The following is a 22,336-nucleotide window of genomic DNA, read 5'->3' as shown; positions in this document are numbered from 1 at the left end:
CATGACAACTGCCCCCGCCGGCGCACAGAAGCGCCGGACCCCGTCGCCCCGGCCCACGGGCGGCCCCGGCAGGCCGGGCCGCCGCCCCGCGACCGCCCGAAGCCGCGCCAACCGGGCGGGCCTCGCCTTCGTCTCCCCCACCTTCCTGGTCGTGCTGGTGGTGGTCGTCCTGCCCATCGCCTGGACGGTGCTGCTGGCCTTCCAGGACGCCAAGCTCGTCGACATCCAGGGCATGGGCCTGTTCGGCAACTGGTCGCTCGACAACTTCGGCGACGTGTTCGCCTCGGCCGGCTTCTGGTCGAGTCTGAGGACCACCCTGATCTACACCGCGGGCAGCACCGCCGGCTCCGTCCTGCTCGGGCTGGTCGCCGCGCTCGCGCTGCGCAAGCCGTTCCGCGGACGCGGCCTGCTCCGGGCCGCGATGCTGCTGCCGTACGTGGCGCCCGTGGTGGCCGTCGCGTTCGTGTGGGAGGTCGCGCTCAGCCCGCAGTACGGCATCGTCAACGACTGGGGCCGCCGCCTGTTCGGCTGGGACGACCCCATCGCCTTCCTCTCCACCCGCGCGTACGAAGTCAACGTCCTCGGGGCGCACTTCGACATCCCGCTCGCGCTGCTCACCGTCATCGCGTTCGAGTGCTGGCGGTACTTCCCCTTCGCGTTCCTCTTCATCCTCGCCCGGCTCCAGGCCGTGCCCTCCGTGCTGGAGGAGGCCGCGACCGTGGACGGCGCGACGCCGCTCCAGCGCTTCCGGCACATCCTGCTCCCCCAGCTGATGCCGGTGATCGCGCTGCTGTGCGTGCTGCGGTTCATCATGACCTTCAACAAGTTCGACGACGTCTACCTGCTGACCGGCGGCGGCGCCGGCACCGACGTCGCGGCCGTCCGGGTCTACGACTTCCTCACCGCCCGCTACGACGTCGGCGCCGCCGCGGCGCAGGCCCTCGTGCTGGCCGCCTCGCTGATGATCCTGCTGGGCTTCTACTTCAAGTTCTTCGGCAACAAGGTCCAGGAGGAAGCGTGACCGGCAAGACCGCCCTGTCCCGGGCCCAGGTCGAGGACCGCGTCCTCGGCGTCCTGAAGTGGCTGGTGATCGCGTTCCTCGCGGCCATCACACTGCTGCCCTTCTACTACATGCTCCTGCTGTCCCTGAAGCCCATCGACGCGCTGCTGCTGGACCCCGGGTCGCTGTGGCTGTCGGCGAAGGACTTCACGGTCGCCACCTACCAGGACGTCATGCGCTCCACGGACGCGGGCGGGCAGGGCTTCGTACGCTTCCTGCTCAACTCGGCGCTGGTGTCCCTGGGCACGGTGCTGCTGACCCTCGTCGCCGCGGTGCCCGGTGCCTACGCGGTCAGCCGGCTGAAGTTCTTCGGGCACCGGCAGGTCAGCGCCCTGTTCCTGGCCGTCTACCTGTTCCCGGCGACGCTGCTCGCCGTCCCGCTGTTCGTGATCTTCGCCAGGATGGGGCTGTCCTCCAGCCTGGTGGGCCTCGCCGTGGTCTACGTGGCGCAGACGGTGCCGGTGTCGGTCTACATGCTGAAGAACTACCTGGTCACCATTCCGTACTCGATCGAGGAGGCGGCGGCGCTGGACGGGTGCAGCAGGCTGCAGACCGTGCGCAAGGTGATCCTGCCGCTCGCGCTGCCCTCGCTGATGGCGACCGGCCTGTACGTCTTCATGATCGCCTGGAACGAGTTCCTCTTCGCCCTGCTGTTCCTGGCCGCCGACCCGGACAAGTGGACGGTGTCTCTCGGTCTCGCGCAGCTCTCCAACGGCGTCGAGGTGCCCAAGACGGTTCTGATGGCCGGTTCGGTGGTGCTGACCATCCCCGTGGTATTCCTGTTCTTCGCCGCCGAACGGCTGCTCACCGAAGGCCTCACCAGCGGCGCCGACAAGAGCTGACGCCATGGGGGAACGTGTGACGACGCCGCAGCCGGTCAGCGCGGGCGGACTGCTGGACCTGATCCGCAGCGGACGCGCCAACACCCGGGCCGCCCTGCAACGCGCCACCGGGCTGTCCCGGTCCACCGTGGGACAGCGGCTCGACCTGCTCAACCGGGCCGGCTGGCTGCGGCACACCACGGGCACCTCCACCGGGGGCCGCCCCTCGGAGCGGATCGCCTTCGACCCCACGCACGCCTCGGTCCTCGCCGTGGACCTGGAGACACGGCACGCCCGGGCGGCGGTGCTCGACCTGACCGGCACGATCATCGCCGAGCACACCGGGCCGCTGGACATCACCGAGGGGCCGGACCACGTCCTGGACCATGTCACCCGGTGGTTCCCCGACCTGATCGCCGCGGCGGGCGCCGATCCGTCCCGCGTCTGCGGGGTCGGCCTGTCGGTGCCCGGCCCGGTCGACTGGGAGGTCGGCCGGGTCGTCGAGCCGCCCATCATGCCCGGCTGGGACCGCTACCCCATCCGCGAGCGCCTCCAGGACGCGTACGCGCGGCACGTGGGCGCGAGCCTGGAGGCCGGCCCGGTGCCCGTCCTGGTGGACAACGACGCCAACCTGATGGCGCTGGCCGAGCAGCAGGCCAACCACCGGGACTGCTGCGCGTTCGTGCTGGTGAAGGTCTCCACCGGCATCGGCGCCGGCGTGGTCGTCGACGGCCACGTCTACCGCGGCATAGACGGCGGCGCCGGCGACATCGGGCACATCCGGGTGCACGACCGGGCCGACGCGCTGTGCATGTGCGGCTCGTACGGCTGTCTGGCGGCCGTGGCGAGCGGCCGGGCCCTGGCGAAGGAGCTGTCCGGGGCGGACGGCAACGCCGCGTCCGGCTCCGACGTGAGACGGCTGCTCGCCGAGGGGCATCCGGACGCGATCCGGCTCGCCCGGGAGGCGGGCCGCCGGGTGGGCGAGGTGCTCGTCACCGTCGTCACCCTGCTCAACCCCGGTGTGCTGATGCTCGCCGGGGACCTGTCCGGGGTGCCGTTCATGACCGGGGTGCGTGAACTGCTCTACCAGCGGGCCATGCCCCGCACCACGGCCAACCTCCAGATCGTCACCTCCCGCCTCGGCGACCACGCCGGCCTCATAGGGGCCGCGACCACGGTCGTCGAGCACCTCTACTCCCCCGCGCGTGCGGACGCCCGGCTCGCCCGGATCCTCACGCAGTCAGGACGACCGTGACCTTCTCCCCCTGGACCCGCCGGCCCGTCGAGGTCGGCCTGGTCGGCGCGGGCCCCTGGGCCCGCGCCATGCACGCCCGGATCCTCGCCGCAGGACCCGAGACCCGGCTCACGGCCGTCTGGGCCCGCCGCGCCGAGGCGGCGCACGCGACGGCCTCCCCGTACGGGGCCGACGTGGCCGGTTCCTTCGAGGAGTTGCTCGACCGGTGCGAGGCGGTGGCGTTCGCCGTGCCGCCCGCCGTGCAGGCCGGGCTGGCGCCCCTGGCCGCGAGGCGGGGCAAGGCGCTGCTGCTGGAGAAGCCGCTCGGGCCGGACCTGGACGCGGCCCGGCGCGTCGCGGACGCGGTGGCCGACTCGGGCGTGGTCTCGCAGCTGGTGCTGACCAAGCGGTACCACCCGGTGACCCGGGCGTTCCTCGCCGCCGCGCGGGACGCCGAGGTGTCCGGCGCCCGGTCCTGCTATCTCCACGGCGCTTTCCGGGGCGGCGAGTTCGCGACGGGCTGGCGGCTGGAGCAGGGCGCGCTGCTCGACCTGGGCCCGCATCTGCTGGACCTGCTGGACGCCGCGGTCGGTCCGGTCAAGGCGATCCGCGGCACCGGCGACTCCCGTACCTGGCTGGAGCTGACCTGCGAGCACGAGAACGGCGCGGTCAGCCAGGCGTCGCTGTCCGGCGCGGTGAACGTGCCCCGAGCGGTCACCCGCGTCGAACTGTTCGGCGCCGGGGAGCCGTTGGTGTACGACACGTCGGAGATCGACCACGAGGAGTGCTGGCCGGTGCTGCGCCGGGAGTTCGCGACGGCGGTGCGCACCGGCGTCACGACCGCCCCGGACGCGGCACGCGGACTGTACCTCCAGGAGCTGATCGCGCGGGTGGCGTGACGGCACGTCACCCGCCCGCACGACGAAGGGGGCGCGCCCGCCGTGCGGGCGCGCCCCCTGTCGTGTACCGCCGTCGGCTCAGGACGCCGCACGCCTCGGCAGGCGCCAGCCGGGCCGCGGGAAGTGGCAGGTGTAGCCGTCCGGGTAGCGCTGGAGATAGTCCTGGTGCTCCGGCTCGGCCTCCCAGAAGTCCCCGGCCGGGGTCACCTCGGTGACCACCTTGCCGGGCCACAGTCCGGACGCCTCGACGTCGGCGATGGTCTCCTCGGCGACGCGCTTCTGCTCGTCGTCGTGGTAGAAGATCGCGGAGCGGTAGCTCATGCCGATGTCGTTGCCCTGGCGGTTCTTCGTCGTCGGGTCGTGGATCTGGAAGAAGTACTCCAGGATCGTCCGGTAGTCGGTGACCGCCGGGTCGTAGGTGATCTCGATGGACTCGGCGTGGGTGCCGTGGTTGCGGTAGGTCGCGTGGGGGACGTCGCCGCCGCTGTATCCCACCCGGGTGCTCAGCACGCCCGGCAGCGTGCGGATCAGCTCCTGCATGCCCCAGAAGCATCCGCCCGCGAGCAGCGCCCTCTCCTCGGTCCTTGTCATCGTGTGTCGCCCTTCTCCCAGGTGTGCTGCGACGTTCCTCAGTGAGAACCGCGCCGGGACCTGCATTGTTCCGGCCACGCCCGGTCCGCGGGACACCGGGTCGCGCGGTCCTCACGGGGAGCTCCGGGCGGGGGTCAGCGTCCCGGCCCCGAGGCGCACTCCAGGTCCTTCGGACGGACCTCGTCGGCCATCGCCCGCATGCCCTCGTCGGTGAAGTGGAGGTGGTCGCCGTTGTCGTGGGCGGGCCGGATGGACTCCGGGTCGCCGGGGTCGCGCACCGCCCGGTCGAAGTCGGCCACGGCGTCGAACAGTCCTCCGGTGCGGATGAACGCGTTGACCTCCTGGCGGACCGCCTCGGCCTGCGGGTCCCACTCGGGCCAGCCCTTGAACGGCGCGATCGTGGCGGCGACCACGCAGTGCCCGGCCGCGTGGACGCGGTCGGTGAGCAGGCGGTAGCCGTCGATCAGGTCCTGGGCCGTGACGCCGGTGTGCGCCTTGAGGTCGTTGACGCCCTCGAACAGCAGGACCGTGCGGACGCCCGGGTGGGACAGCACGTCGCGGTCGAGGCGGTTCAGGGCGCTGGGCGATGCGGTGTCGGCGAGCACCTTGTTGGCGGAGATGCCCGCGTTGGCCACGCCGCGGACGGTGGTGGCGTGGGAGTGCTGGAGGCGGCGGGAGAGGTAGTCGGGCCAGCGGCGGTTGAGGTCCGTGGTGGACTCCCAGCCGTCGGTGATGGAGTCGCCCAGCGCGACGACCGCGCCGGTGCGGGCGGGGGTGCGGACGGTGACGGCGTCCAGGTAGAACCAGGACGTGACAGTGGTCGTCCAGGGGGCGGCGGACTCGTCGGCGGTGTGGTCGCCCTGGGTGACGTACGAGGTCTGCATGGCCAGCCGGTGCCCGGTGGCGGGGCCTGCCGCGTCGGGGCTGTGCACGCTGACGACCAGGTTGGTGCGGGCCCGGACCCGTCCCGGGAGCGGGTCGCTGAGGACGAGGCCGCCGGGCGGGACCGTCACGCTCGTGCGGCCGTCGAAGGTGAGCCGGCGGTTGCTGCCGGGGACCAGGGCGGCGCCCTCCCGCTGGAGACCCGCGTACGCGCTGTCGAAGGTCAGCGGCCGGTCACCGAAGGCGTTGGAGAGCCGTACGCGCATCCGGTCGCCGCCGACGCTGGTGTGCACCACCAGCCGGTAGGCGCGGTCGGGCACGCCCGTGCCCAGCCGGAACGCGCTGGTGGCCCAGGTGACCACGTCGTGCCGGGGCGGTGCGCTCCCGGCCGCCGTGGGGGCGGGGCCGAGGAGGGCGGCGAGCAGGGCCAGGACGAACAGCCCGCGCAGCCGGGTCCCCCGCGGGGGAAGCCTTCGAGGGTGGAGCGTCGTGGTGTTCAGCGTCGCCTCCCACGTGTCCCGTGGTGTTGTCGTGACCCGTAGTGAGATTAGCGGCACCGGTCCGGTCCGGCACCGCCTGCATCAGGCCGTCATCGGCCGTTCATCTCCCGGTCTCCGGGACGGCGGGCGTCAGCGGCCGACGAAGGACTGGATGGCCGTGGCGGCGGCGCCCCGGGCCCACTCCTCGAACGGCAGCGGGCGGGTGCGGATCTCGCAGCGGGCGGCGGAGCCGAAGGCGGCCGCGGCGAAGGCGTCGCGGATCTGCCCGGCGAACAGGTCGTACGCGGCAAGTCCCTCACCGGAGATGATCACCCGTTCGGGGCCGAGCAGGTTGGCCACCGTGGCGATCCCCCGGCCGATGGCCTCCCCCGCCCGGGCGTAGACGGCGCGCGCCCCCGCGTTCCCCTGGCGCGCGAGAGCGAGGGCGTCCGCGGCGTCGACGACCGGGACTCCGGTCACCTCGCGGACCCGGGCGGTGATCGCCGCGTCGGAGGCGACGGCCTCCAGGCAGCCGCGGTCGCCGCAGTGGCAGGGCGGGCCGTCCGGGACCACGGGGACGTGGCCGATCTCCCCCGCGACGCCGTGCGCGCCGGAGACGACCCGCCCGTGCACCACGAGCCCGCAGCCGATGCCGGCGCCCACGGTGACGACGGCGAAGTCGGCCAGGCCCACGCCGTCGCCGAACCACTGCTCGGCCACGGTCAGCGCGCGGACGTCGTTGTCGACGGTGACCGGCAGCCCGGTCGCCTCCTCGGCGAGGCCGGCGAGGGGGACGTCGCGCCAGTCCAGGAAGGGTGACCGGCGCACCGTGCCCGCGGTGCGGTCCACGTCCCCGGCGACCGCGATGCCGAGCCCGAGGACCCCGACGCCGAACCCCTCGGCCTCGGTCAGCAGTTCCCGTACGAGGTCCGCGACGACCGGGAGGACCTCGGAGGGCGTCCGTCCGGGCAGGGGGACGCGCCGGGCGACGCGGATGCGGCAGCACAGGTCGGTGAGCACGCCGATGAGCTCGTCGCCGGTCGCCTTGAGCCCGGCGAACAGCGCCCGCCCGCCGTCGACCCGCACCGGGTTGGCCGGGCGGCCGACCGCCGGGCGGACCTCCGCGCCCGCGTCCTCCACCAGGAAACCGGCCTCGATCAGCGGCCGTACGGCCTTGGTGACCGCCGCCGGGGACAGGCCCGCCCGCCGGGCCGCCTCCTGCCGGGTGAGCGGGCCGTGCGTGAGGACGGTGGTGAAGATCTGGGAGGCCGCCGGGGTGTGCGCCGGGAACGTCCCGGCGGGCGAGGTCGAGGGCATGGCCGGGAACCTAGGCGCCTTATTTTCCACTGTCAATGAAAGAGGCCGTCTTTCTTTCGAAGGCCATACAGAGCGCCCTTTCACCTTGTAAATGCAAGAGTCGACCCCCTCTTGACACGTGATCGAAGGTCACGTTTGGGTGTGCGGTGCAACCCCTGACGCTGATCGTGAGGCACCATGCCGCTCATCACCCGCTCCCCGGACACCGGGGTCTGGCTGCTGACCACCCCGCGCACGTCGTACGCGCTGCGGATCGACGGGACCGGCGCGCCCTGTCATGTGGCGTGGGGTCCTCGCCTCACGCCGGAGGAGGCGGACACGCTCGCGGCGACCTTCGCGGAGCCGTCGAACAGCTTCGAGGGGCGGCCGCCCGTGGGCGAGGAGCTGCCCGTCGACGGCGGCACCCGCTACGGGCCGCCCTCGCTCCAGGTGCGGCACGCGGACGGATCCCGCGCCTTCGAGTGGAAGCCGGCCGGCCACCGGGTGGACGACTCGGTGCCGGGCCGCGAGGAGCTGGTCCTGGAGTTCCGGGACCGGGTGGTCCCGCTGGCGGTCGCACTGCACTACCGGGTCCGCGCCGACACGGACGTGATCGAGCGCTGGACCGTGCTGCGCAACGACGGCGACGAGCGCGTGGACCTGCTGCGCGCCGACTCCGCCGCGTGGACGCTGCCGCCGCTGGCCGACTACCGGCTGAGCCATGTCACCGGCCAGTGGTCGGCGGAGACGCGGCTGCGCCGGGAGCGGCTGGCGCACGGGGAGACCGTGCTGACCAGCCGGCGCGGCATCACCAGCCACCACGCCAACCCGTGGACCATGCTCGACGACGGCACCGCCGACGAGGACCGCGGCCGGGTGTGGAGCACGGCCCTGGCGTGGAGCGGCAGCTGGCGGATCACCGTGCAGCGCACGCCGGACGATCGGGCGGGGCTGACCGGCGGCGTGGGGCACGAGGGGACGTTCGTGCCGCTCGCACCGGGTGAGGAGTTCACCACGCCGGTGGCGGCCGGGCTGTTCACCGACGGCGGTTTCGGCGCGGCGAGCCGGGCGTGGCACGCGTACGTCCGGACGCATGTGCTGCGGCACGCCGACGAGACGGCGCCGGTGCTCTACAACTCCTGGGAGGCCACCGGCTTCGACGTGGACGAGGCGAGCCAGCTCGCGCTCGCCGAGCGGGCGGCCCGGCTCGGGGTGGAGCTGTATGTCGTGGACGACGGCTGGTTCGGCGCGCGCCGCAGCGACCGGGCGGGCCTCGGCGACTGGGCGCCGGCACCTGACCGCTTCCCGCACGGTCTGCGGCCGCTGTCCGACGCCGTGCACCGGCTCGGCATGCGGTTCGGCCTCTGGGTGGAGCCCGAGATGGTCAACCCGGACAGCGACCTGTACCGGGCGCACCCCGACTGGGTGCTGCATCTGCCGGGCCGTCCGCGCACCGAGCTGCGCAACCAGCTCGTGCTGAACTTCGCCCGGCAGGACGTCGCCGACTGGGCCTTCGGCCGGCTCACCCGGCTGGTCGCCGAGCACCGCGTGGACTTCCTCAAGTGGGACATGAACCGTGTCTTCGGCGAGTCCGGCTGGGCGGGCCCGGAGGGCGGCAACGACCGGCTGTGGACGCGCTACGTGCACCAGCTGTACGGCGTGCTGGACCGGCTGCGTCAGGCGCACCCGGAGCTGCGGATCGAGACGTGCAGCGGGGGCGGCGGCCGGGTCGACCTGGGCATCCTCGCCCGCACCGACCAGGCGTGGACGTCCGACAACACCGACGCCGTGGACCGGCTGGGCATCCAGCGGGGCTTCAGCCAGGTGTATCCGGCGCGGGTGATGTCGGCGTGGGTGACGGACGTGCCCAACCAGCTCACCCGGCTGTCCGTGCCGCTGCGGTTCCGGTTCCACGCGGCGATGGCCGGGCTGCTGGGTCTCGGCGGCGACCTCACCCGCTGGAGCGAGGAGGAACTGGCCGAGGCCGCGGCACTGGTGGCGCGGTACAAGGAGATCCGGCACCTGGTGCAGCACGGCGACCAGTACCGGATCGGCGACCCGTACGGCGACGGCGCGTCGGCCGTGCAGTACGTGGCCGCGGACGGGGGTGAGGCGGTGGTGCTGGTCTTCCGCGCCAGCCCGCGGCACGGGTCCCCGCGGGTGCCGCTCCGGCTGCGCGGTCTGCCGTCGGGCGTCCGCTTCCGGGACACGGGGACGGGAACGGTGCACCACGCGACGGTGCTGACGGAGTACGGACTTGACGTCGGACTGCCGAGCGGCGACTGGGCGAGCGCCGTGATCCACCTGGAGCGGGTGCCGGACGGCGCCGGGGACCGGGCGGAGCGCTGAGAAGGGGAGGCGGTCAGGCGGAGAGGGCGATACGCGCGGTGATGCTCTTGCCCTCCGCCTCCTGACGGACGTCGAGGGCATCGGCGACGGCCATGACGATCTCGAGACCGTGCTGCCCCACCCGGCCCGGGTCGGCGTCCCGGGGCCGCGGCGCCTCCGGGTTGCCGTCGTGGACGACCACCTCCACGGCGTCGCCGAAGACCCGCAGGTCCAGCCCGACGGGGCCCGGCGCGTACTTGCGGGCGTTGGTCACCAGTTCGCTGACCACGAGCTGGGTGATCTCCACCACCCGATCCGGCACCGGCAGGCCGTTCTCCGTCCGCGCCCGCTCGAGGAACTCGGCCGCCAGGTGGCGTGCCTGCGCTATCCACGCGCCCTCGGCGTCCAGGGCGTAGGAAGCCCTCAGCCGAGGCACGCCAGGCATCGTCTCCCCCTCGTCGACAGAAACTGATTCCATCCGGTCCGCCTTTACTCGATCACACCGCGCGACTACCCGCATCGCTCCCCCGCACGCCCAAGAAGTGTGACAGGTCCGTCGGACAGGTCAGCCTGCCAGGTGCCGCTCGAGCCAGTCACCTGCGGTGCGGCGGAACAGACGACGGTTGTCGGCGCGGCGGAAGTCGTGACCTTCGTCACGCAGCAGGAGCAGCTCCGCCTCCAGGCCGCGTTCCCGCGCGGCCCTGACGAACTGCTCGGACTCACCGGGCGGCACGTTGGTGTCGTGCTCGCCGTGCACGGCGAGGACCGGGGCACGCAGGGCGTCGACCCGGCTCATCGGCGACAGGGCGCGCAGCAGGTCGCGGTCGCGTTCCGGATGGCCGTACTTGTGCGCGGCGGACTGCGCGATCCAGGGCTCGGTCCCGGCGAAGAAGGTGGTCAGGTCCGACATGCCGCACACGGCCACGCCGGTGCGGAACAGGTCGGGGTGCCACACCAGGGACGCCATGGTGAGGTAGCCGCCGTAGGAGCGGCCCATGACGGCCATCCGGCGGGGGTCGGCGAGGCCCTGCACCATGACGTGCGCCGCGCAGTCCGCGACGTCGTCGATGGCCGAGAAGCGTCCGGCGCCCAGGTCGGCGTCGGTGAAGCTGCGGCCGTGGCCGGAGGAGCCGCGCACGTCGGGGGCGAACACGTCCAGGCCGCGGCCGAGCAGCTCCAGGTAGAGCGGTTCGAGGACGGGGCGTTCCTGTTCCTCCGGCCCGCCGTGCAGATGCAGGACGCAGGGTGCGGGTTCGCCGGGTGAACGGCCGGGCGCGCGGTAGTACCAGCCGCCGAGCTGGAGGCCGTCCCGGGCGACGGGCCGCACGGGCGTGGGGCGCACCGGGGTGAGGCCGGGCGGGAAGGCGTCCTCGTCGCGGGAGGACCAGGGGGTGCGCAGGGGCGCGCCGTGCGGCAGCCACCAGACGCCGGGGTGACGTCCCGACCCGGACAGCGCGACGACGGGCGCGTCGGGGCCGGCGGTGGGCGCGATCCGGGTGACGACCTCGTGCGGCAGGTCGACGCGGCGCGCGTCACCGGCCGAGGGCGGGGTGACCGAGCGGGGCGCGGCGCCGTACGGCGGGGCGGCCTTCAGCGCGCGCAGTTCCAGTTCGCTGACCCCGAGCCGGTTCCACGACAGCACGGCGCGGCGGCCGTCGCGGCCGAGGGCGAGGAGTTCGAGGCCGCAGTCGTCGCGTTCGGCGACCACCCGGGTGCTGTGGAGCCCGCCGCGCGTGTCGAGGTGGGCGGCGAGCAGGGCCGCGTACTCGCGTCCGGCGTCGCTGCGCAGCCAGAGCGTGCCCGCCGACGGGGCGAAGCCGCCCACCCAGGGGTCTCCGTCGGCGACCGGGAAGGCGCAGGTCACGGCCGAGTCCACGGTGCGGACGACCAGGGCCTCGCGGCGTCCGCGGGGGCCCCGGTAGACGAGGGCGAGGCGGCCGTCGCGGCTGAGGTCGCACACGCGCTGGTTGGCGGCGCCGCGTTCGCTGAACAGCAGGACGGGCGCGGCGGTGCCCTCCGGGTCGACGAGGTAGGCGGACAGGGTCCGCTCCTCCAGCTCACGGCCGGACCCGGGCAGCACGCCGCCGTCGGCGGAACCCAGCCGCCCGCCGGCCGGGTCGAGCAGGACGGCGCGGCCTCCGCGGCCCGCCCACTGCGGCGCGTGCTCGGTACCGGGCGGTCCGGGCGCCTCCGCGTGGTACCGGTCGGCGTGGCCGGGCGGTGCGGACTCGGTGACGGTCACCGCGATCGCGGAGCCGTCGTGCTGCCAGCAGCCGAGCCGCGCGGACGTGCCCGACTCACCGCCGGCCAGCAGATGCCGGCCGCTGCCGTCGGGGCGTACGCACAGCACCCGGGTCAGCTCGCCGCCGCCGGGCGCCGTGGTGTAGGCGATCCACCGGCCGTCCGGCGACCAGGACACCTCAGTGACGGGGTGCGGGTCGCCGTCGAGCCGACGCACCTCCGGGCCGTCGACAGGACCGGTCCACAGCTGCGGCACCCCGGCCCGGTCGCAGATGAAGGCGACGTGCCGGCCGCTGGGGTCGGCGGAGGGGTACCAGCAGCCGTGCACCGCCGGGGGCGGCAGGTCGTACGGCGCCGAGGTGTCGGCCAGGGGGGCGGACTCCGGGGCGTGGAGCGCGCTGCCGGGGTTGCGGGTCGCCGTCATCGGATCCCGTGGGTCTGGAGCCACGTCTCGAGCAGGGCGATCTGCCACAGGGCGTTGGCGCCGCGCCGGGTGCGGTGGGCGTCGGGCTCGGCGAGGAGCCGCTCCACGTACTCGTCGCGGAACACGCCGCGCGCCCGGGCCTCGGGGGCGGTCATGGTGTCGCGGACCCGCTGGAGGACGGGCCCGGCCATGTGCCGGATCGCCGGGACCGGGAAATAGCCCTTGGGCCGGTCGACGACCTCCCGCGGCAGCACACGGCGGCCCGCGGCCTTCAGGACGCCCTTGCCGCCGTCGGCGAGCTTCAGCTCGGGCGGGCAGGCGGCGGCCAGTTCCACCAGCTCGTGGTCGAGGAACGGCACCCGGGCCTCCAGACCCCAGTCCATGGTCATGTTGTCGACCCGCTTGACCGGGTCGTCGACCATCATCACCAGGGTGTCCAGGCGGAGTTGGGCGTCCAGGGCGGTGTCGGCGCCGTCCTGCGCCATGTGCTCGCGGATGAACTCCGCCGAGGTGTCCCGGTCGGGCAGCATCTCCGGGCGCAGCACGTCCGCCATGTCGGCGTGGGAGCGGTCGGCGTAGGCGTCGACGTACGCCTCGGCGGCCCGCTCGCGGGGCGCGCCCGCCATGGCCGGGTACCAGTCGTAGCCGGCGAACACCTCGTCGGCGCCCTGCCCGCTCTGCACGACCTTGACCTCCTTGGCGATCTGCTCGGACAGCAGGTGGAAGGCGACCACGTCGTGGCTCATCATGGGTTCGCTCATGGCGCGGACGGCTCCGTCGAGGGCGCCGGCGACCCGGTCGGAGGGCACCATCAGCTGGTGGTGGCGGGTGTCGAAGTGCCGGGCCACCAGGTCGGAGTAGTGGAACTCGTCGCCGTCCTCGTCGCCCTCGGACTCGAAGCCGACGCTGAAGGTCGCCAGGTCCCGCTGCCCCTCGTCGGCCAGCAGCGCGACGATCAGGCTGGAGTCCAGCCCTCCGGAGAGCAGCACGCCCACGGGCACGTCGGCGACCATGCGGCGGCGCACGGCGGTGCGCAGGGCGTCCAGGACCGCGTCGGTCCAGTCGTCGGCGGTGAGGTCCGCGTAGGCGGGGCGCCGGGTGTGGAGGGGGTGCCAGTAGCGGCGGTCGTGCTGGGTGCCGTCGGGCTCGACGACGCGCACGGTGGCCGGGGGCAGCTTGCGGACGCCGTTGAGGACGGTGCGGGGCGCGACGACCGTGGCGTGCCAGCTCAGGTACTGGTGCAGCGCGACCGGGTCGAGGGAGGTGTCGACGCCGCCGCCCGCGAGCAGGGCGGGCAGCGAGGAGGCGAACCTCAGCCGCTCGGCGGTGGCCGAGAGGTAGAGAGGCTTGATGCCCAGCCGGTCGCGGCCGAGGACGACGCGGCCGGTGTCCTGCTCGACGATCACGAAGGCGAACATGCCGTGGAAGCGGTCGACGCAGTCGGCGCCCCACTGCTGGTACGCCTTCAGCACCACCTCGGTGTCGGAGTGCGAGAAGAAGCGGTGCCCGAGGGCGTGCAGTTCGTCGCGCAGCTCACGGTAGTTGTAGACGCAGCCGTTGAAGACCCCGGTGAGGCGGGCGCCCGGGTCGGTCATGGGCTGGGCGCCGCACTCCGACAGGTCGATGATCTTCAGCCGCCGGTGTCCGAGGGCGACCGGGCCCTGGGACCACAGGCCGCGTCCGTCCGGGCCGCGCGGTGCGAGCCGGTCGGTCATGCGCTCCACCGCCGCGATGTCGGGCCGGCCACCGTCGAGCCGTATCTCCCCGCTGAGGCCGCACATCAGCAGTTCCTCCCTTCCCTCGGTTCCCGGTCCCTCGGGGCGGTGTCCTGCTGGATGACGGCGTGGCTGTTCTCGGACATGGGGTGGTGATCACTCTCCTGGTTCGGGATCGGGTGGCGGGCCCGCCGCCGGACGCGGCGCGGCCGGTGCGCCGGATCAGCCCGGCGTGACCGGGTGGAGGCGGGAGCGGCCGCCCGCGTGCCGGGTGGCGGCCTGGGGGCGCGCGCGACGGGTTCCGGCGCGGGCCTGGAGGCGGTCGCCACGCGTCTCGGTGACGAGCAGGTCGATGCCGGTCGGCAGGTCGGCCTCGCGGACCGTGCGGCGCAGCCGGTCGGCCGCGCTGCCGGCGGCGAGAGCCTCGTCGAGCAGGTCGCGCACGGTGACGAAGTCGCCGGACGCCTCCAGGGCCGGGCGCAGCCGGTGCAGCATGCGGCGCAGCACCAGGTGGGCGGGGGCGGCGCGGCGGGTCCACGGGTCGACCAGCGGGCCTTCCAGGCCGGAGCGCGCGGCGCGCCAGCCGGCGGCGCGCAGCCATTCGTGGTGACCGTCGCAGCGCGGGTCTGCGCCGCGTTCCAAGCGGTGGCAGGCGTCGCGCACCAGCGCCCGGAAGAGGCCGGCGATCAGCACGACCGTCTCGGCGCGCGGGCAGGCGTCGCCGATCCGCAGCTCCAGCGTCCGCTGGTGGGCGGAGGGACGTACGTCCTGGTAGAGCATGCCGGTGTCGCTGATGACGCCGGAACCGATCAGTTCGGCGACGGCGGCGTCGTACGCGGCGGCGTCCCGGTAGCAGCCGGCCGGGCCGGCGGTGGGCCAGCGCTGCCAGAGCATGGTGCGCCAGGAGGCGTAGCCGGTGTCGGAGCCCAGCCAGTACGGGGAGCTGGCGGACAGCGCGAGCAGCGGCGGCAGCCAGGGCGACACCAGGCACATGGCGCGGACCGCGGTGTCGCGGTCGGGCACGTCGGCGTGCACCTGGGCGCTGCAGATGAGCTGTTCGTCGGCGACCCGGCGGTACTCCTCCGCCATCCGCCGGAAGCGGGGGTCGGCGGTGACGTCGCGCGGGGTCACCCGGGCCAGCGGTACGGTGCCGGCGGCGACGACGGCCAGGCCCTCATGGGCGGCCGCGGCGGCCAGGCGGCGCCGGGTGCCGGACAGGTCGGCGTAGAGCCCGTCGAGGGTGTCGTGGACCTCGCTGTTGCTCTCCACCGCGGACTGCTGCAGCTCGCTGCTGAAACCGGTGGTGCCGAGTCTTTCCAACAGCCGTCCGGCCCGTGGCACGAGTCGCCCGCTCTCCGCGTCCAGGACGTGGAATTCTTCCTCTGCTCCGATACGCACCGTCACCGCCGGTTTCCCCTTGCCCTAGTCCTGTGCCGGCCCCGCGACGGCTCAGGAAGCCACCGGCGGCGCTTTCGGCACACCCCGGGTGCCCCGGATGGCGCAAGAGCAATCGAACAGCCCTCGTCAACGGCGTACGGACCACCGAGTGCGGGGGGCGGTCAGCTCGTTCGGAGGCGGTGGCTGTCGCGCAGGTCGAAGACCTCGTCGAGGCCGGTGAGGTGGAGCAGCCGGCGCAGCGCCTCGGGCACGGCCACGAGGATCAGTCCGGCGCCCGCCGCGACGACGTGGTTGCGTACGGCGATCAGCGCGGTGATGCCGCTGGAGTCGCAGAAGCCCAGCTCGCCCAGGTCCACCACGAGCATCAGCCCGGCGGAGACGACCGCGCCGACGGCGGCCCGGCGCAGTTGGTGGGCGTTGCTGTGGTCGAGGTCGCCGGCCACCTCGAGGAGGGCGCCGGCGGGCGTGCGGGACGAGACGATCGTCAGGGGTTTCATGGGGGTCGCTCTGTTCGTTCCGTGAAACTCGTGCTGAGAAGGGTGGTCGGGGGGCCGGTATCAGGCGGTGGCGGGGACGCCGATCGCGAGGAGCGCGGTGTCGTCGTCGAGGCCGTCGCCGAAGTCGCTCAGCAGCCCGGTGAGGGCGTCGACCAGGGCGCGGCCGCCCGCGGGGGCGCGCGCCGCGGCGAACGACCGCAGCGCGTCGTAGCCGTAGAGCTCCCGGTCGGGGCCGACGCGGGCCTCGGTGAGGCCGTCGGTGTAGAGCAGCAGCGTGTCACCGGGCCCCAGCACGGTGCTCACCTCGACGAACTGCGCCGTGGGGAGGACGCCGACCAGCATGCCGCCGAGGGTGCTCAGGAACTCGGCCGTGCCGTCGGCGCGCAGGATCAGCGCGGGGGGATGGCCGCCGGAGGCGAGCCGGATTTCCAGGGTGTCCCCCACCCGTTCGAACACGCCGGCCACGGCGGTGCAGTAGCGGGGGTCGTCGCCGGTGTAGCGCGCCATGAGGGCCTTGTTGAGGGTCCGCAGGTCGTCCACCGGGTCCGCGTCCTGGATCATGGCGGCGCGGAGGGTGTAGCGGGTGAGCGAGGTCAGGGCCGCGGCCTGGGGGCCCTTGCCGCAGACGTCGCCGAGGAAGAAGGCGGTCCGGGTGTCGTCCAGGGCGAACAGGTCGTAGAAGTCGCCGCCGAGCTCCATCGGGGAGGCCGTGTGGTAGTAGCCGGCCGTCTCCACCCCGGGGAGGTCGGGGAGGGTGTCGGGCAGCAGGCTGCGCTGGAGCACGGCCAGGGCCTCGCGCAGCTGGGCGCGGTCGGCCTCGGCCTGTTCGCGCGCCTCCTCGGCGGCCCGGCGGGCGCGCAGCAGTTCCTGCTCGTAGGCGCGCCGGTCGGTGGCGTCGAAGACGGTGGTGCGGATCAGCAGCGGCTCGCCGTCGGAACCGCGCTTGAGGGTGGAGGTGACCAGCACCGGCAGCCGGGGTCCGGCGGCGGTGCGCATCTCCAGCGCGACGCCGCCGAGATGTCCCTGCATGCGGAGCAGCGGGGCGAAGTGCGTCTCGTGGTAGAGCCGGCCGCCGACCGTGAGCAGGTCGCTGAAGCGCTTGCGGCCGACGACCTCCTCGCGGGAGAGGCCGAGCCAACCCAGCAGGGTGGCGTTGATCTTGGCTATGGTGCCGTCCATCAGGGTGGACAGGTAGCCGCACGGCGCCGACTCGTACAGGTCCTCCGCCGAGTCCTCCAGCAGGGCGCTGAACGCGGGGCCGGTGCCGGTCGTCTCCGCGTCGGGGTCGTCCGCGGCGCCCGGGTTCAACGGGCTCCTGAGGACAGGAAGGCGCGGATCGCCGATGCGGTGGCCTCGGGGGCGCTGAGCTGCGGGCAGTGGCCGACGGCGTCGAGGGTGACCAGTTCGCTGCCCTCCACGGCGGCGTGGACGTACGCGCCGACCTCGCGGGGCGCGATGGCGTCCTGCTCGCACTCCAGGATCAGGGTGGGCACGGTGACGGTCTCCAGGTCCTTGCGGCTGTCGGAAAGGAAGGTCGTGCGGGCGAAGACCCGGGCGATGTCCGGGTCGGTCGCGCAGAAGCTGTTGGTCAGCTCCTCGCCGAGCTCCGGGCGGTCCGGGTTGCCCATGATGAGCGGTGCCATGGTGGCCGACCAGCCGAGGTAGTTGGACTCCAGCGACTCCAGCAGCTCGTCGATGTCCTCGGCGCTGAAGCCGCCGCGGTAGCCGTCCTCGTCGATGTAGCGCGGCGAGGGGCAGACCATGACCAGGGCGCCGATGCGCTCCGGGGCGGCGGCCGCGGCCAGCACGCCGGTCATCGCGCTCACCGAGTGGCCGACGACGATCGCGTCGCGCAGGTCGAGCTCCTCGCAGACCTCCACCAGGTCGCGGGCGTAGCCGTCGAGGGAGGAGTAGCGGTCCTCGCTCCAGGCGGACAGGTCGGAGCGGCCGGCGCCGACGTAGTCGAAGAGCACCAGCGGGTGGTCCTCTGCGAGGAAGGGCTCGACCAGGCGCCACATGTTCTGGTCGCAGCCGAAGCCGTGGACGAGAACGACGGGCCGCCCGGTGGCGGCACCGGTCACCCGGACGTTGTTCCTGCGCAGGATGCTCATCCGCCCATGCTCGCACGCCGGGCACGGTGGCCGTCGACGGCCTCAGACGATGACGTCGCCCGGGGGACGGGCCCCGTCGGCGCGTGCCCCGCCGGTGCGGGCCTCCAGGGCGCGCAGCACGGCCACCATGTCCTCGTCGCCGTGTCCGCCCGTCACGGTCTCCTCGAAGAGGGCGTGGCACACGTCGAGCAGCGGGGAGGCCACCCCGGCCGCGCGGGCGGCCTCGGCGATCAGCCGGTTGTTCTTCAGCACGTCGGTGGCGGCGGCCTGGACCGCGAAGTCCCGGGCGAGCAGCTTGGGCGCCTTCATCCGGGACACGGAGCTGGCCATGGGGCCCGCGTCCAGCACGTCGAGGAAGCGGGCGCGGTCCAGTCCGTGCCGGTCGGCGAAGTGGAACGCCTCGGTGAGCCCTGTGACCTGGGTGATCAGGAAGATGTTGACGGCGAGCTTCATCAGCAGGGCGCCCGGCACCGGCCCGCAGTCGAAGCTCTCCCTGCACATCGGGGCGAGCAGCGGGCGCACGTCCGCGAGGACGGAGTCCTCGCCGGCCAGCATCGCGACGAGTTCTCCCTGCTCGGCGGGGACGCGGGAGCCGGACACGGGGGCCTCGGCGTAGGCGCCTCCGGCGGCGCGTACGTCCTTCTCCAGCGCGGCGGAGTACTCGGCGGAGGTGGTGCCCATGTGGACGACGGTGCGTCCGGCCAGGCGCGTTCCGAAGGCGGGGGTGCCGCGGCCGAGCACCGCGTCGACGGCCGCCTCGTCGGCCAGCATCAGCAGCACGGTGTCCGCCCGCTCGAAGACCTCCGCCGGACTCGCGGCCACCTCGGCGCCGGCCTCGCTCAGGGGCGCGCACCGCTCCAGGGTGCGGTTCCACACGACGAGCGGGATGCCGGCGCGCGCGAGGTTGAGCGCCATGGGCCGCCCCATGACCCCGAGTCCGACGAAGCCCACACGCATGCCGCACCATCCGTTCCCCGGCTCTCCGCTATGACCGCTGTCATAGTAGCGCCCTTCATGACGGCGGTCATAGGGTGGATCGACGGGACGCTCGACGAGATGCGGGAGGCCGGGATGGCAGGGGCCGAGCGGGGGCCGCGGGAGCGGATGGTCTTCAGCGCCGCCCAGCTGATCCGGCGCGCGGGGGTCGGCGCGACGGGCATGCGCGAGGTGGCCGCCCACGCGCGGGCGCCGCGCGGCTCGCTCCAGCACTACTTCCCCGACGGCAAGGAGCAGCTCGTCAACGAGGCCGTCGGCTGGGCCGGGAGGTACGCGGGGAACCGGGTCCCACGGTTCCTCGCCGCGCTGCCCGAGCCGACGCCGTCCGGCCTGTTCTCCGAGATGGTCCGCCAGTGGACCGACGAGTACGAGACCGAGGGGTTCGAGGGCGGCTGCCCGGTCGCGGCGGCCACGGTGGACTGCGCCCGTACGGCGGACTCCACGCGGCAGGCCGCGGAGGCCGCCTTCACCCGGTGGACGGGCGCGGTGGCCGGCGCCCTGACGGACATGGGCGTGCCCGAGGAGCGCAGCCGCCCGCTCGCCACGCTGATGATCAGCTCTCTCGAAGGGGCGCTCCTGATCGCCCGGGCCGAGCGCAGCGTCCGCGCCCTGACGACGGCGGTCCGCGAACTCGGCCCCTTGCTGGACGCGGCGGTGCCCCGGCCCGCGGCTGACGGCGGAACGGGCGAAGCCGTCGGAAGCTGACGCCGCGTTGACTACAGTGATCGCGCCAGTATCCGGCGTTTCCTGGACCTATGGATCTGTGAGGTAATCGCGAACCATGTCGACCGAAACGTTTGAGTTCCAGGTAGAGGCTCGTCAGCTGCTCCAGCTGATGATCCACTCGGTCTACTCGAACAAGGACGTCTTCCTCCGTGAGCTCGTCTCCAACGCCTCGGACGCGCTCGACAAGCTGCGGCTGGCCAAGCTGCGCGACGACACGCTCGACGCCGACGTCTCCGACCTGCACATCGAGCTGGAGACCGACCGGGAGGCCCGGACGCTCACCGTGCGGGACAACGGCGTCGGCATGTCGTACGACGAGGTCGGCGAGCTGATCGGGACCATCGCCAACTCGGGCACGGCGCAGTTCCTGAAGGAGCTGAAGGAGGCGCAGGACGCGGCCGGGGCGGAGGGGCTGATCGGGCAGTTCGGCGTCGGCTTCTACTCCGGGTTCATGGTCGCCGACGAGGTGACCCTGGTGACCCGCAAGGCCGGGGAGAAGCAGGGCACCCGCTGGTCCTCGCGCGGCGAGGGCACGTACACGCTGGAACGGGTCGACGACGCACCGCAGGGCACCTCCGTCGTGCTGCACCTCAAGCCCGCCGATCCGGACAACCAGCTGCACGACTACACGTCGGTGTGGAAGCTCAGGGAGATCGTCAAGCGCTACTCGGACTTCATCACCTGGCCGATCCGGCTCGTCGGGGAGAAGGACGGCGAGGGCGACGACGGCGAGGCCGCCGAGCCCGAGACGCTGAACTCGATGAAGGCGCTGTGGGCGCGCCCGCGCGACGAGGTCTCCGAGGACGAGTACCACGAGCTGTACAAGCACATCGGCCACGACTGGCGCGAGCCTCTGGAGACGATCCAGCTGCACGCGGAGGGCACCTTCGAGTACCAGGCCCTGCTGTTCGTCCCGTCGCACGCCCCGCACGACCTGTTCCGGCAGAACATGCGGCACGGCCTCCAGCTGTACGTGAAGCGCGTGTTCATCATGGACGACTGCGAGGCGCTGCTCCCGTCGTACCTGCGGTTCGTCAAGGGCGTGGTGGACGCGCAGGACCTCTCGCTCAACGTGTCCCGCGAGATCCTCCAGCAGGACCGGCACATCCGCATGATGCAGCGCCGCCTCACCAAGAAGGTGCTGTCCTCGGTGAAGAGCATGATGACCGCGGACGCGGAGAAGTACGCCACGTTCTGGCGGGAGTTCGGCGCGGTGTTGAAGGAGGGTCTGGTCACCGATCCCGACAACCGGGACGCGCTGCTCGCGGTGGCGTCGTTCGCCTCCACGCACGAGGACGGCGAGGCGGTCACGCTCAAGCGGTACGTCGAGCGGATGCCGGAGGGCCAGGACGACATCTACTACATCACCGGCGAGTCCCGCGAGACGGTCGACAACTCCCCGCACATGGAGGCGTTCCGGGAGCGCGGCATCGAGGTGCTGCTGCTCACCGACCCGGTCGACGAGGTGTGGGCGGACGCCGTCGGCGAGTTCGAGGGCAAGCGGCTGCGGTCGGTCGCCAAGGGCGAGATCGACCTGGACGCGCGCGAGGACGACAGGAGCGAGGACGAGCAGAAGCAGCAGGCGGAGGCGTACGCGGCTCTGCTCGGCTGGATGCGCGAGCGGCTGGACGACGACGTCAAGGAGGTCCGTCTGTCGACGCGGCTCACCCGCTCCCCGGCCTGTCTAGTCGCCGACGCGGACGACCTCACTCCGGCGCTGGAGAACATGTACCGGGCCATGGGCCAGGAGGTGCCGCACAGCAGGCGCATCCTCGAGCTCAACCCGGACCACGCCCTGGTGAAGGGGCTGAACGAGGCGTACGCGGAGCGGGAGGACCGCTCGGAGCTCGCCGACACCGCCGAACTGCTGTACACCCTGGCCGTGGTGGCGGAGGGCGGCCGGCCCAAGGACCCGGCACGGTTCGTGCGGCTGACGGCGGACCGCCTGGAGCGCACGCTGTGAGGTGAGGCGGCTCTCCTGGACGCCGCGGCCCGCCGTCCCCGCCCGTCAGACGCGGGCGGGCCCGGCGGGCCTCCCCTTGCGGGCCGCTTCCCGCAGCCGCCTGCCGCGGCGGGTCGCGCCCCAGGGCTTCAGGACGGAGATCGCCGTCATGAAGACGTAGGCGGACAGGGACACGACCGGGCCCGTCAGGACGTCCCCGCCGTCCGGCAGCGCGTGCCCGGCGGACACGGCCGCCACCGCGTCGTTCACGCCCGGCCGCAGCGCGAAGACGGTCGCGGTGGTGGTGGCGAGAGTCAGCCAGAACTTGGTCCACACCCAGCGGTGCCGGGCCAGCCCCCAGGGCGTGCCCAGGGCCAGGACCAGACCGCTGACGAGGGTCAGCAGCGCGATCGGCAGCAGCAGCCGGTCGGCGAACAGCTGCATGGACCGCACGGCCGCCTCCACCGTGGCGGGCGACCCTGTGGTGTTCGCGGCCACGCCGAGCGCGAGCAGCCCGGCGGAGAGCCCCAGCCAGCCGGCGGAGGCGACGACATGGACGACGAGGAAGGCCCGGCGTGCGGGGCGGTCGAGTCTCACGCCGTCCACGGTGCCGGTCCCGCCCGGTCAGGACATCCCACGACGGGAGTAACCGCGCGTACCGACATGGGCGTACGTCGCGTAGGGCGGGGGCACACG

Annotated in this window: 19 protein-coding genes; 7 read left to right on the top strand and 12 right to left on the bottom strand. The window is 73.3% G+C overall.

What is annotated here, in order from left to right:
* The first annotated feature begins 1 nt into the window (after position 1).
* Genes MTR79_RS14915 through MTR79_RS14900 form a run of 4 tightly spaced genes read left to right on the top strand, consistent with a single transcriptional unit; the run spans position 2 to position 4,014 of the window.
* On the top strand, positions 2-1,021 hold the full coding sequence (locus tag MTR79_RS14915) for a sugar ABC transporter permease (RefSeq protein ID WP_086702387.1): 1,020 nt from the start codon (positions 2-4) through the stop codon (positions 1,019-1,021).
* Entirely contained in the window at positions 1,018-1,902 is an 885-nt protein-coding gene (locus MTR79_RS14910; protein ID WP_086702388.1) for a carbohydrate ABC transporter permease, read from the top strand. Before MTR79_RS14915 ends, MTR79_RS14910 begins: the two co-directional genes overlap by 4 nt.
* 4 nt (positions 1,903-1,906) lie before the next feature.
* Positions 1,907-3,136, top strand: coding sequence for an ROK family protein (locus MTR79_RS14905; protein WP_086702390.1), 1,230 nt, complete (start codon positions 1,907-1,909; stop codon positions 3,134-3,136).
* Positions 3,133-4,014, top strand: a complete 882-nt coding sequence (locus tag MTR79_RS14900; protein ID WP_189364458.1) for a Gfo/Idh/MocA family oxidoreductase — start codon at positions 3,133-3,135, stop codon at positions 4,012-4,014. Before MTR79_RS14905 ends, MTR79_RS14900 begins: the two co-directional genes overlap by 4 nt.
* A gap of 78 nt (positions 4,015-4,092) precedes the next feature.
* Here MTR79_RS14900 and msrA read toward each other — a convergent pair whose 3' ends face one another.
* The 3 genes from msrA to MTR79_RS14885 all read right to left on the bottom strand — a co-directional run bounded on the left by msrA (position 4,093) and on the right by MTR79_RS14885 (position 7,283).
* Positions 4,093-4,605 carry a peptide-methionine (S)-S-oxide reductase MsrA gene (gene msrA / locus MTR79_RS14895; RefSeq protein WP_048454808.1) on the bottom strand — a complete coding sequence of 171 codons (513 nt, stop codon included), beginning with the start codon at positions 4,603-4,605 and terminating at the stop codon, positions 4,093-4,095.
* Positions 4,606-4,739: 134 nt separating this feature from the next.
* Entirely contained in the window at positions 4,740-5,912 is a 1,173-nt protein-coding gene (locus MTR79_RS14890) for an SGNH/GDSL hydrolase family protein (protein WP_244793170.1), read from the bottom strand.
* A 204-nt stretch (positions 5,913-6,116) separates the two neighbouring features.
* Positions 6,117-7,283, bottom strand: a complete 1,167-nt coding sequence (locus tag MTR79_RS14885) for an ROK family transcriptional regulator (protein ID WP_244790593.1) — start codon at positions 7,281-7,283, stop codon at positions 6,117-6,119.
* A 177-nt stretch (positions 7,284-7,460) separates the two neighbouring features.
* Between MTR79_RS14885 and MTR79_RS14880 the strand changes: the two genes are divergently transcribed.
* Positions 7,461-9,611, top strand: coding sequence for an alpha-galactosidase (locus MTR79_RS14880; protein ID WP_244790591.1), 2,151 nt, complete (start codon positions 7,461-7,463; stop codon positions 9,609-9,611).
* A 13-nt stretch (positions 9,612-9,624) separates the two neighbouring features.
* Here the strand turns inward: MTR79_RS14880 and MTR79_RS14875 are convergent, their stop codons facing one another.
* The 8 genes from MTR79_RS14875 to MTR79_RS14840 form a co-directional block, all read right to left on the bottom strand.
* Positions 9,625-10,068: an ATP-binding protein gene (locus MTR79_RS14875; protein ID WP_244790589.1), complete on the bottom strand. Its 444-nt coding sequence runs from the start codon at positions 10,066-10,068 to the stop codon at positions 9,625-9,627.
* An 87-nt stretch (positions 10,069-10,155) separates the two neighbouring features.
* Complete coding sequence (locus MTR79_RS14870) at positions 10,156-12,255, bottom strand: prolyl oligopeptidase family serine peptidase (protein ID WP_189364461.1); 2,100 nt, start codon at positions 12,253-12,255, stop codon at positions 10,156-10,158.
* On the bottom strand, positions 12,252-14,036 hold the full coding sequence (locus MTR79_RS14865; protein WP_244790587.1) for an N-acetylglutaminylglutamine amidotransferase: 1,785 nt from the start codon (positions 14,034-14,036) through the stop codon (positions 12,252-12,254). The genes MTR79_RS14870 and MTR79_RS14865 overlap by 4 nt, the downstream gene beginning before the upstream one ends.
* 156 nt (positions 14,037-14,192) lie before the next feature.
* Positions 14,193-15,374, bottom strand: coding sequence for a glutamate--cysteine ligase (locus MTR79_RS14860; RefSeq protein ID WP_244790585.1), 1,182 nt, complete (start codon positions 15,372-15,374; stop codon positions 14,193-14,195).
* Positions 15,375-15,529: 155 nt separating this feature from the next.
* Positions 15,530-15,865: an STAS domain-containing protein gene (locus MTR79_RS14855; RefSeq protein WP_189364463.1), complete on the bottom strand. Its 336-nt coding sequence runs from the start codon at positions 15,863-15,865 to the stop codon at positions 15,530-15,532.
* Between the two features lie 60 nt (positions 15,866-15,925).
* Positions 15,926-17,173 (bottom strand): SpoIIE family protein phosphatase, encoded by a 1,248-nt coding sequence (locus MTR79_RS14850; RefSeq protein ID WP_086702405.1) that lies wholly within the window; start codon positions 17,171-17,173, stop codon positions 15,926-15,928.
* A complete protein-coding gene (locus MTR79_RS14845; RefSeq protein WP_086702406.1) occupies positions 17,170-17,976 on the bottom strand; it encodes an alpha/beta hydrolase in 807 nt (268 codons plus the stop codon). Before MTR79_RS14845 ends, MTR79_RS14850 begins: the two co-directional genes overlap by 4 nt.
* A gap of 42 nt (positions 17,977-18,018) precedes the next feature.
* On the bottom strand, positions 18,019-18,933 hold the full coding sequence (locus tag MTR79_RS14840; RefSeq protein ID WP_189364465.1) for an NAD(P)-dependent oxidoreductase: 915 nt from the start codon (positions 18,931-18,933) through the stop codon (positions 18,019-18,021).
* Between the two features lie 114 nt (positions 18,934-19,047).
* Between MTR79_RS14840 and MTR79_RS14835 the strand changes: the two genes are divergently transcribed.
* The gene (locus MTR79_RS14835) at positions 19,048-19,677 is read left to right on the top strand and encodes a TetR/AcrR family transcriptional regulator (protein WP_086702415.1); all 630 of its coding nucleotides are present in this window, start codon (positions 19,048-19,050) and stop codon (positions 19,675-19,677) included.
* A gap of 76 nt (positions 19,678-19,753) precedes the next feature.
* Positions 19,754-21,661, top strand: a complete 1,908-nt coding sequence (gene htpG, locus MTR79_RS14830; protein ID WP_244790583.1) for a molecular chaperone HtpG — start codon at positions 19,754-19,756, stop codon at positions 21,659-21,661.
* A gap of 45 nt (positions 21,662-21,706) precedes the next feature.
* Here the strand turns inward: htpG and MTR79_RS14825 are convergent, their stop codons facing one another.
* Complete coding sequence (locus tag MTR79_RS14825) at positions 21,707-22,237, bottom strand: DUF2269 family protein (RefSeq protein ID WP_244790581.1); 531 nt, start codon at positions 22,235-22,237, stop codon at positions 21,707-21,709.
* Positions 22,238-22,336: the final 99 nt, after the last annotated feature.

It is taken from the genome of Streptomyces sp. BJ20 (assembly GCF_022869105.1).
GTDB lineage: Bacteria > Actinomycetota > Actinomycetes > Streptomycetales > Streptomycetaceae > Streptomyces > Streptomyces griseoincarnatus.
This window is presented reverse-complemented; position numbering and strand designations above follow the sequence as displayed.

What these genes read in the sequence shown, in the direction of transcription:
- MTR79_RS14915 (WP_086702387.1), top strand. Translation starts at nt 2, where the DNA reads ATGACAACTGCCCCCGCCGGCGCACAGAAGCGCCGGACCCCGTCGCCC.
- MTR79_RS14905 (WP_086702390.1), top strand. Translation starts at nt 1,907, where the DNA reads ATGGGGGAACGTGTGACGACGCCGCAGCCGGTCAGCGCGGGCGGACTG.
- msrA (WP_048454808.1), bottom strand. Translation starts at nt 4,605, where the DNA reads ATGACAAGGACCGAGGAGAGGGCGCTGCTCGCGGGCGGATGCTTCTGG.
- MTR79_RS14885 (WP_244790593.1), bottom strand. Translation starts at nt 7,283, where the DNA reads ATGCCCTCGACCTCGCCCGCCGGGACGTTCCCGGCGCACACCCCGGCG.
- MTR79_RS14880 (WP_244790591.1), top strand. Translation starts at nt 7,461, where the DNA reads ATGCCGCTCATCACCCGCTCCCCGGACACCGGGGTCTGGCTGCTGACC.
- MTR79_RS14875 (WP_244790589.1), bottom strand. Translation starts at nt 10,068, where the DNA reads ATGGAATCAGTTTCTGTCGACGAGGGGGAGACGATGCCTGGCGTGCCT.
- MTR79_RS14870 (WP_189364461.1), bottom strand. Translation starts at nt 12,255, where the DNA reads ATGACGGCGACCCGCAACCCCGGCAGCGCGCTCCACGCCCCGGAGTCC.
- MTR79_RS14865 (WP_244790587.1), bottom strand. Translation starts at nt 14,036, where the DNA reads ATGTGCGGCCTCAGCGGGGAGATACGGCTCGACGGTGGCCGGCCCGAC.
- MTR79_RS14855 (WP_189364463.1), bottom strand. Translation starts at nt 15,865, where the DNA reads ATGAAACCCCTGACGATCGTCTCGTCCCGCACGCCCGCCGGCGCCCTC.
- MTR79_RS14845 (WP_086702406.1), bottom strand. Translation starts at nt 17,976, where the DNA reads ATGAGCATCCTGCGCAGGAACAACGTCCGGGTGACCGGTGCCGCCACC.
- MTR79_RS14840 (WP_189364465.1), bottom strand. Translation starts at nt 18,933, where the DNA reads ATGCGTGTGGGCTTCGTCGGACTCGGGGTCATGGGGCGGCCCATGGCG.
- MTR79_RS14835 (WP_086702415.1), top strand. Translation starts at nt 19,048, where the DNA reads ATGGCAGGGGCCGAGCGGGGGCCGCGGGAGCGGATGGTCTTCAGCGCC.
- htpG (WP_244790583.1), top strand. Translation starts at nt 19,754, where the DNA reads ATGTCGACCGAAACGTTTGAGTTCCAGGTAGAGGCTCGTCAGCTGCTC.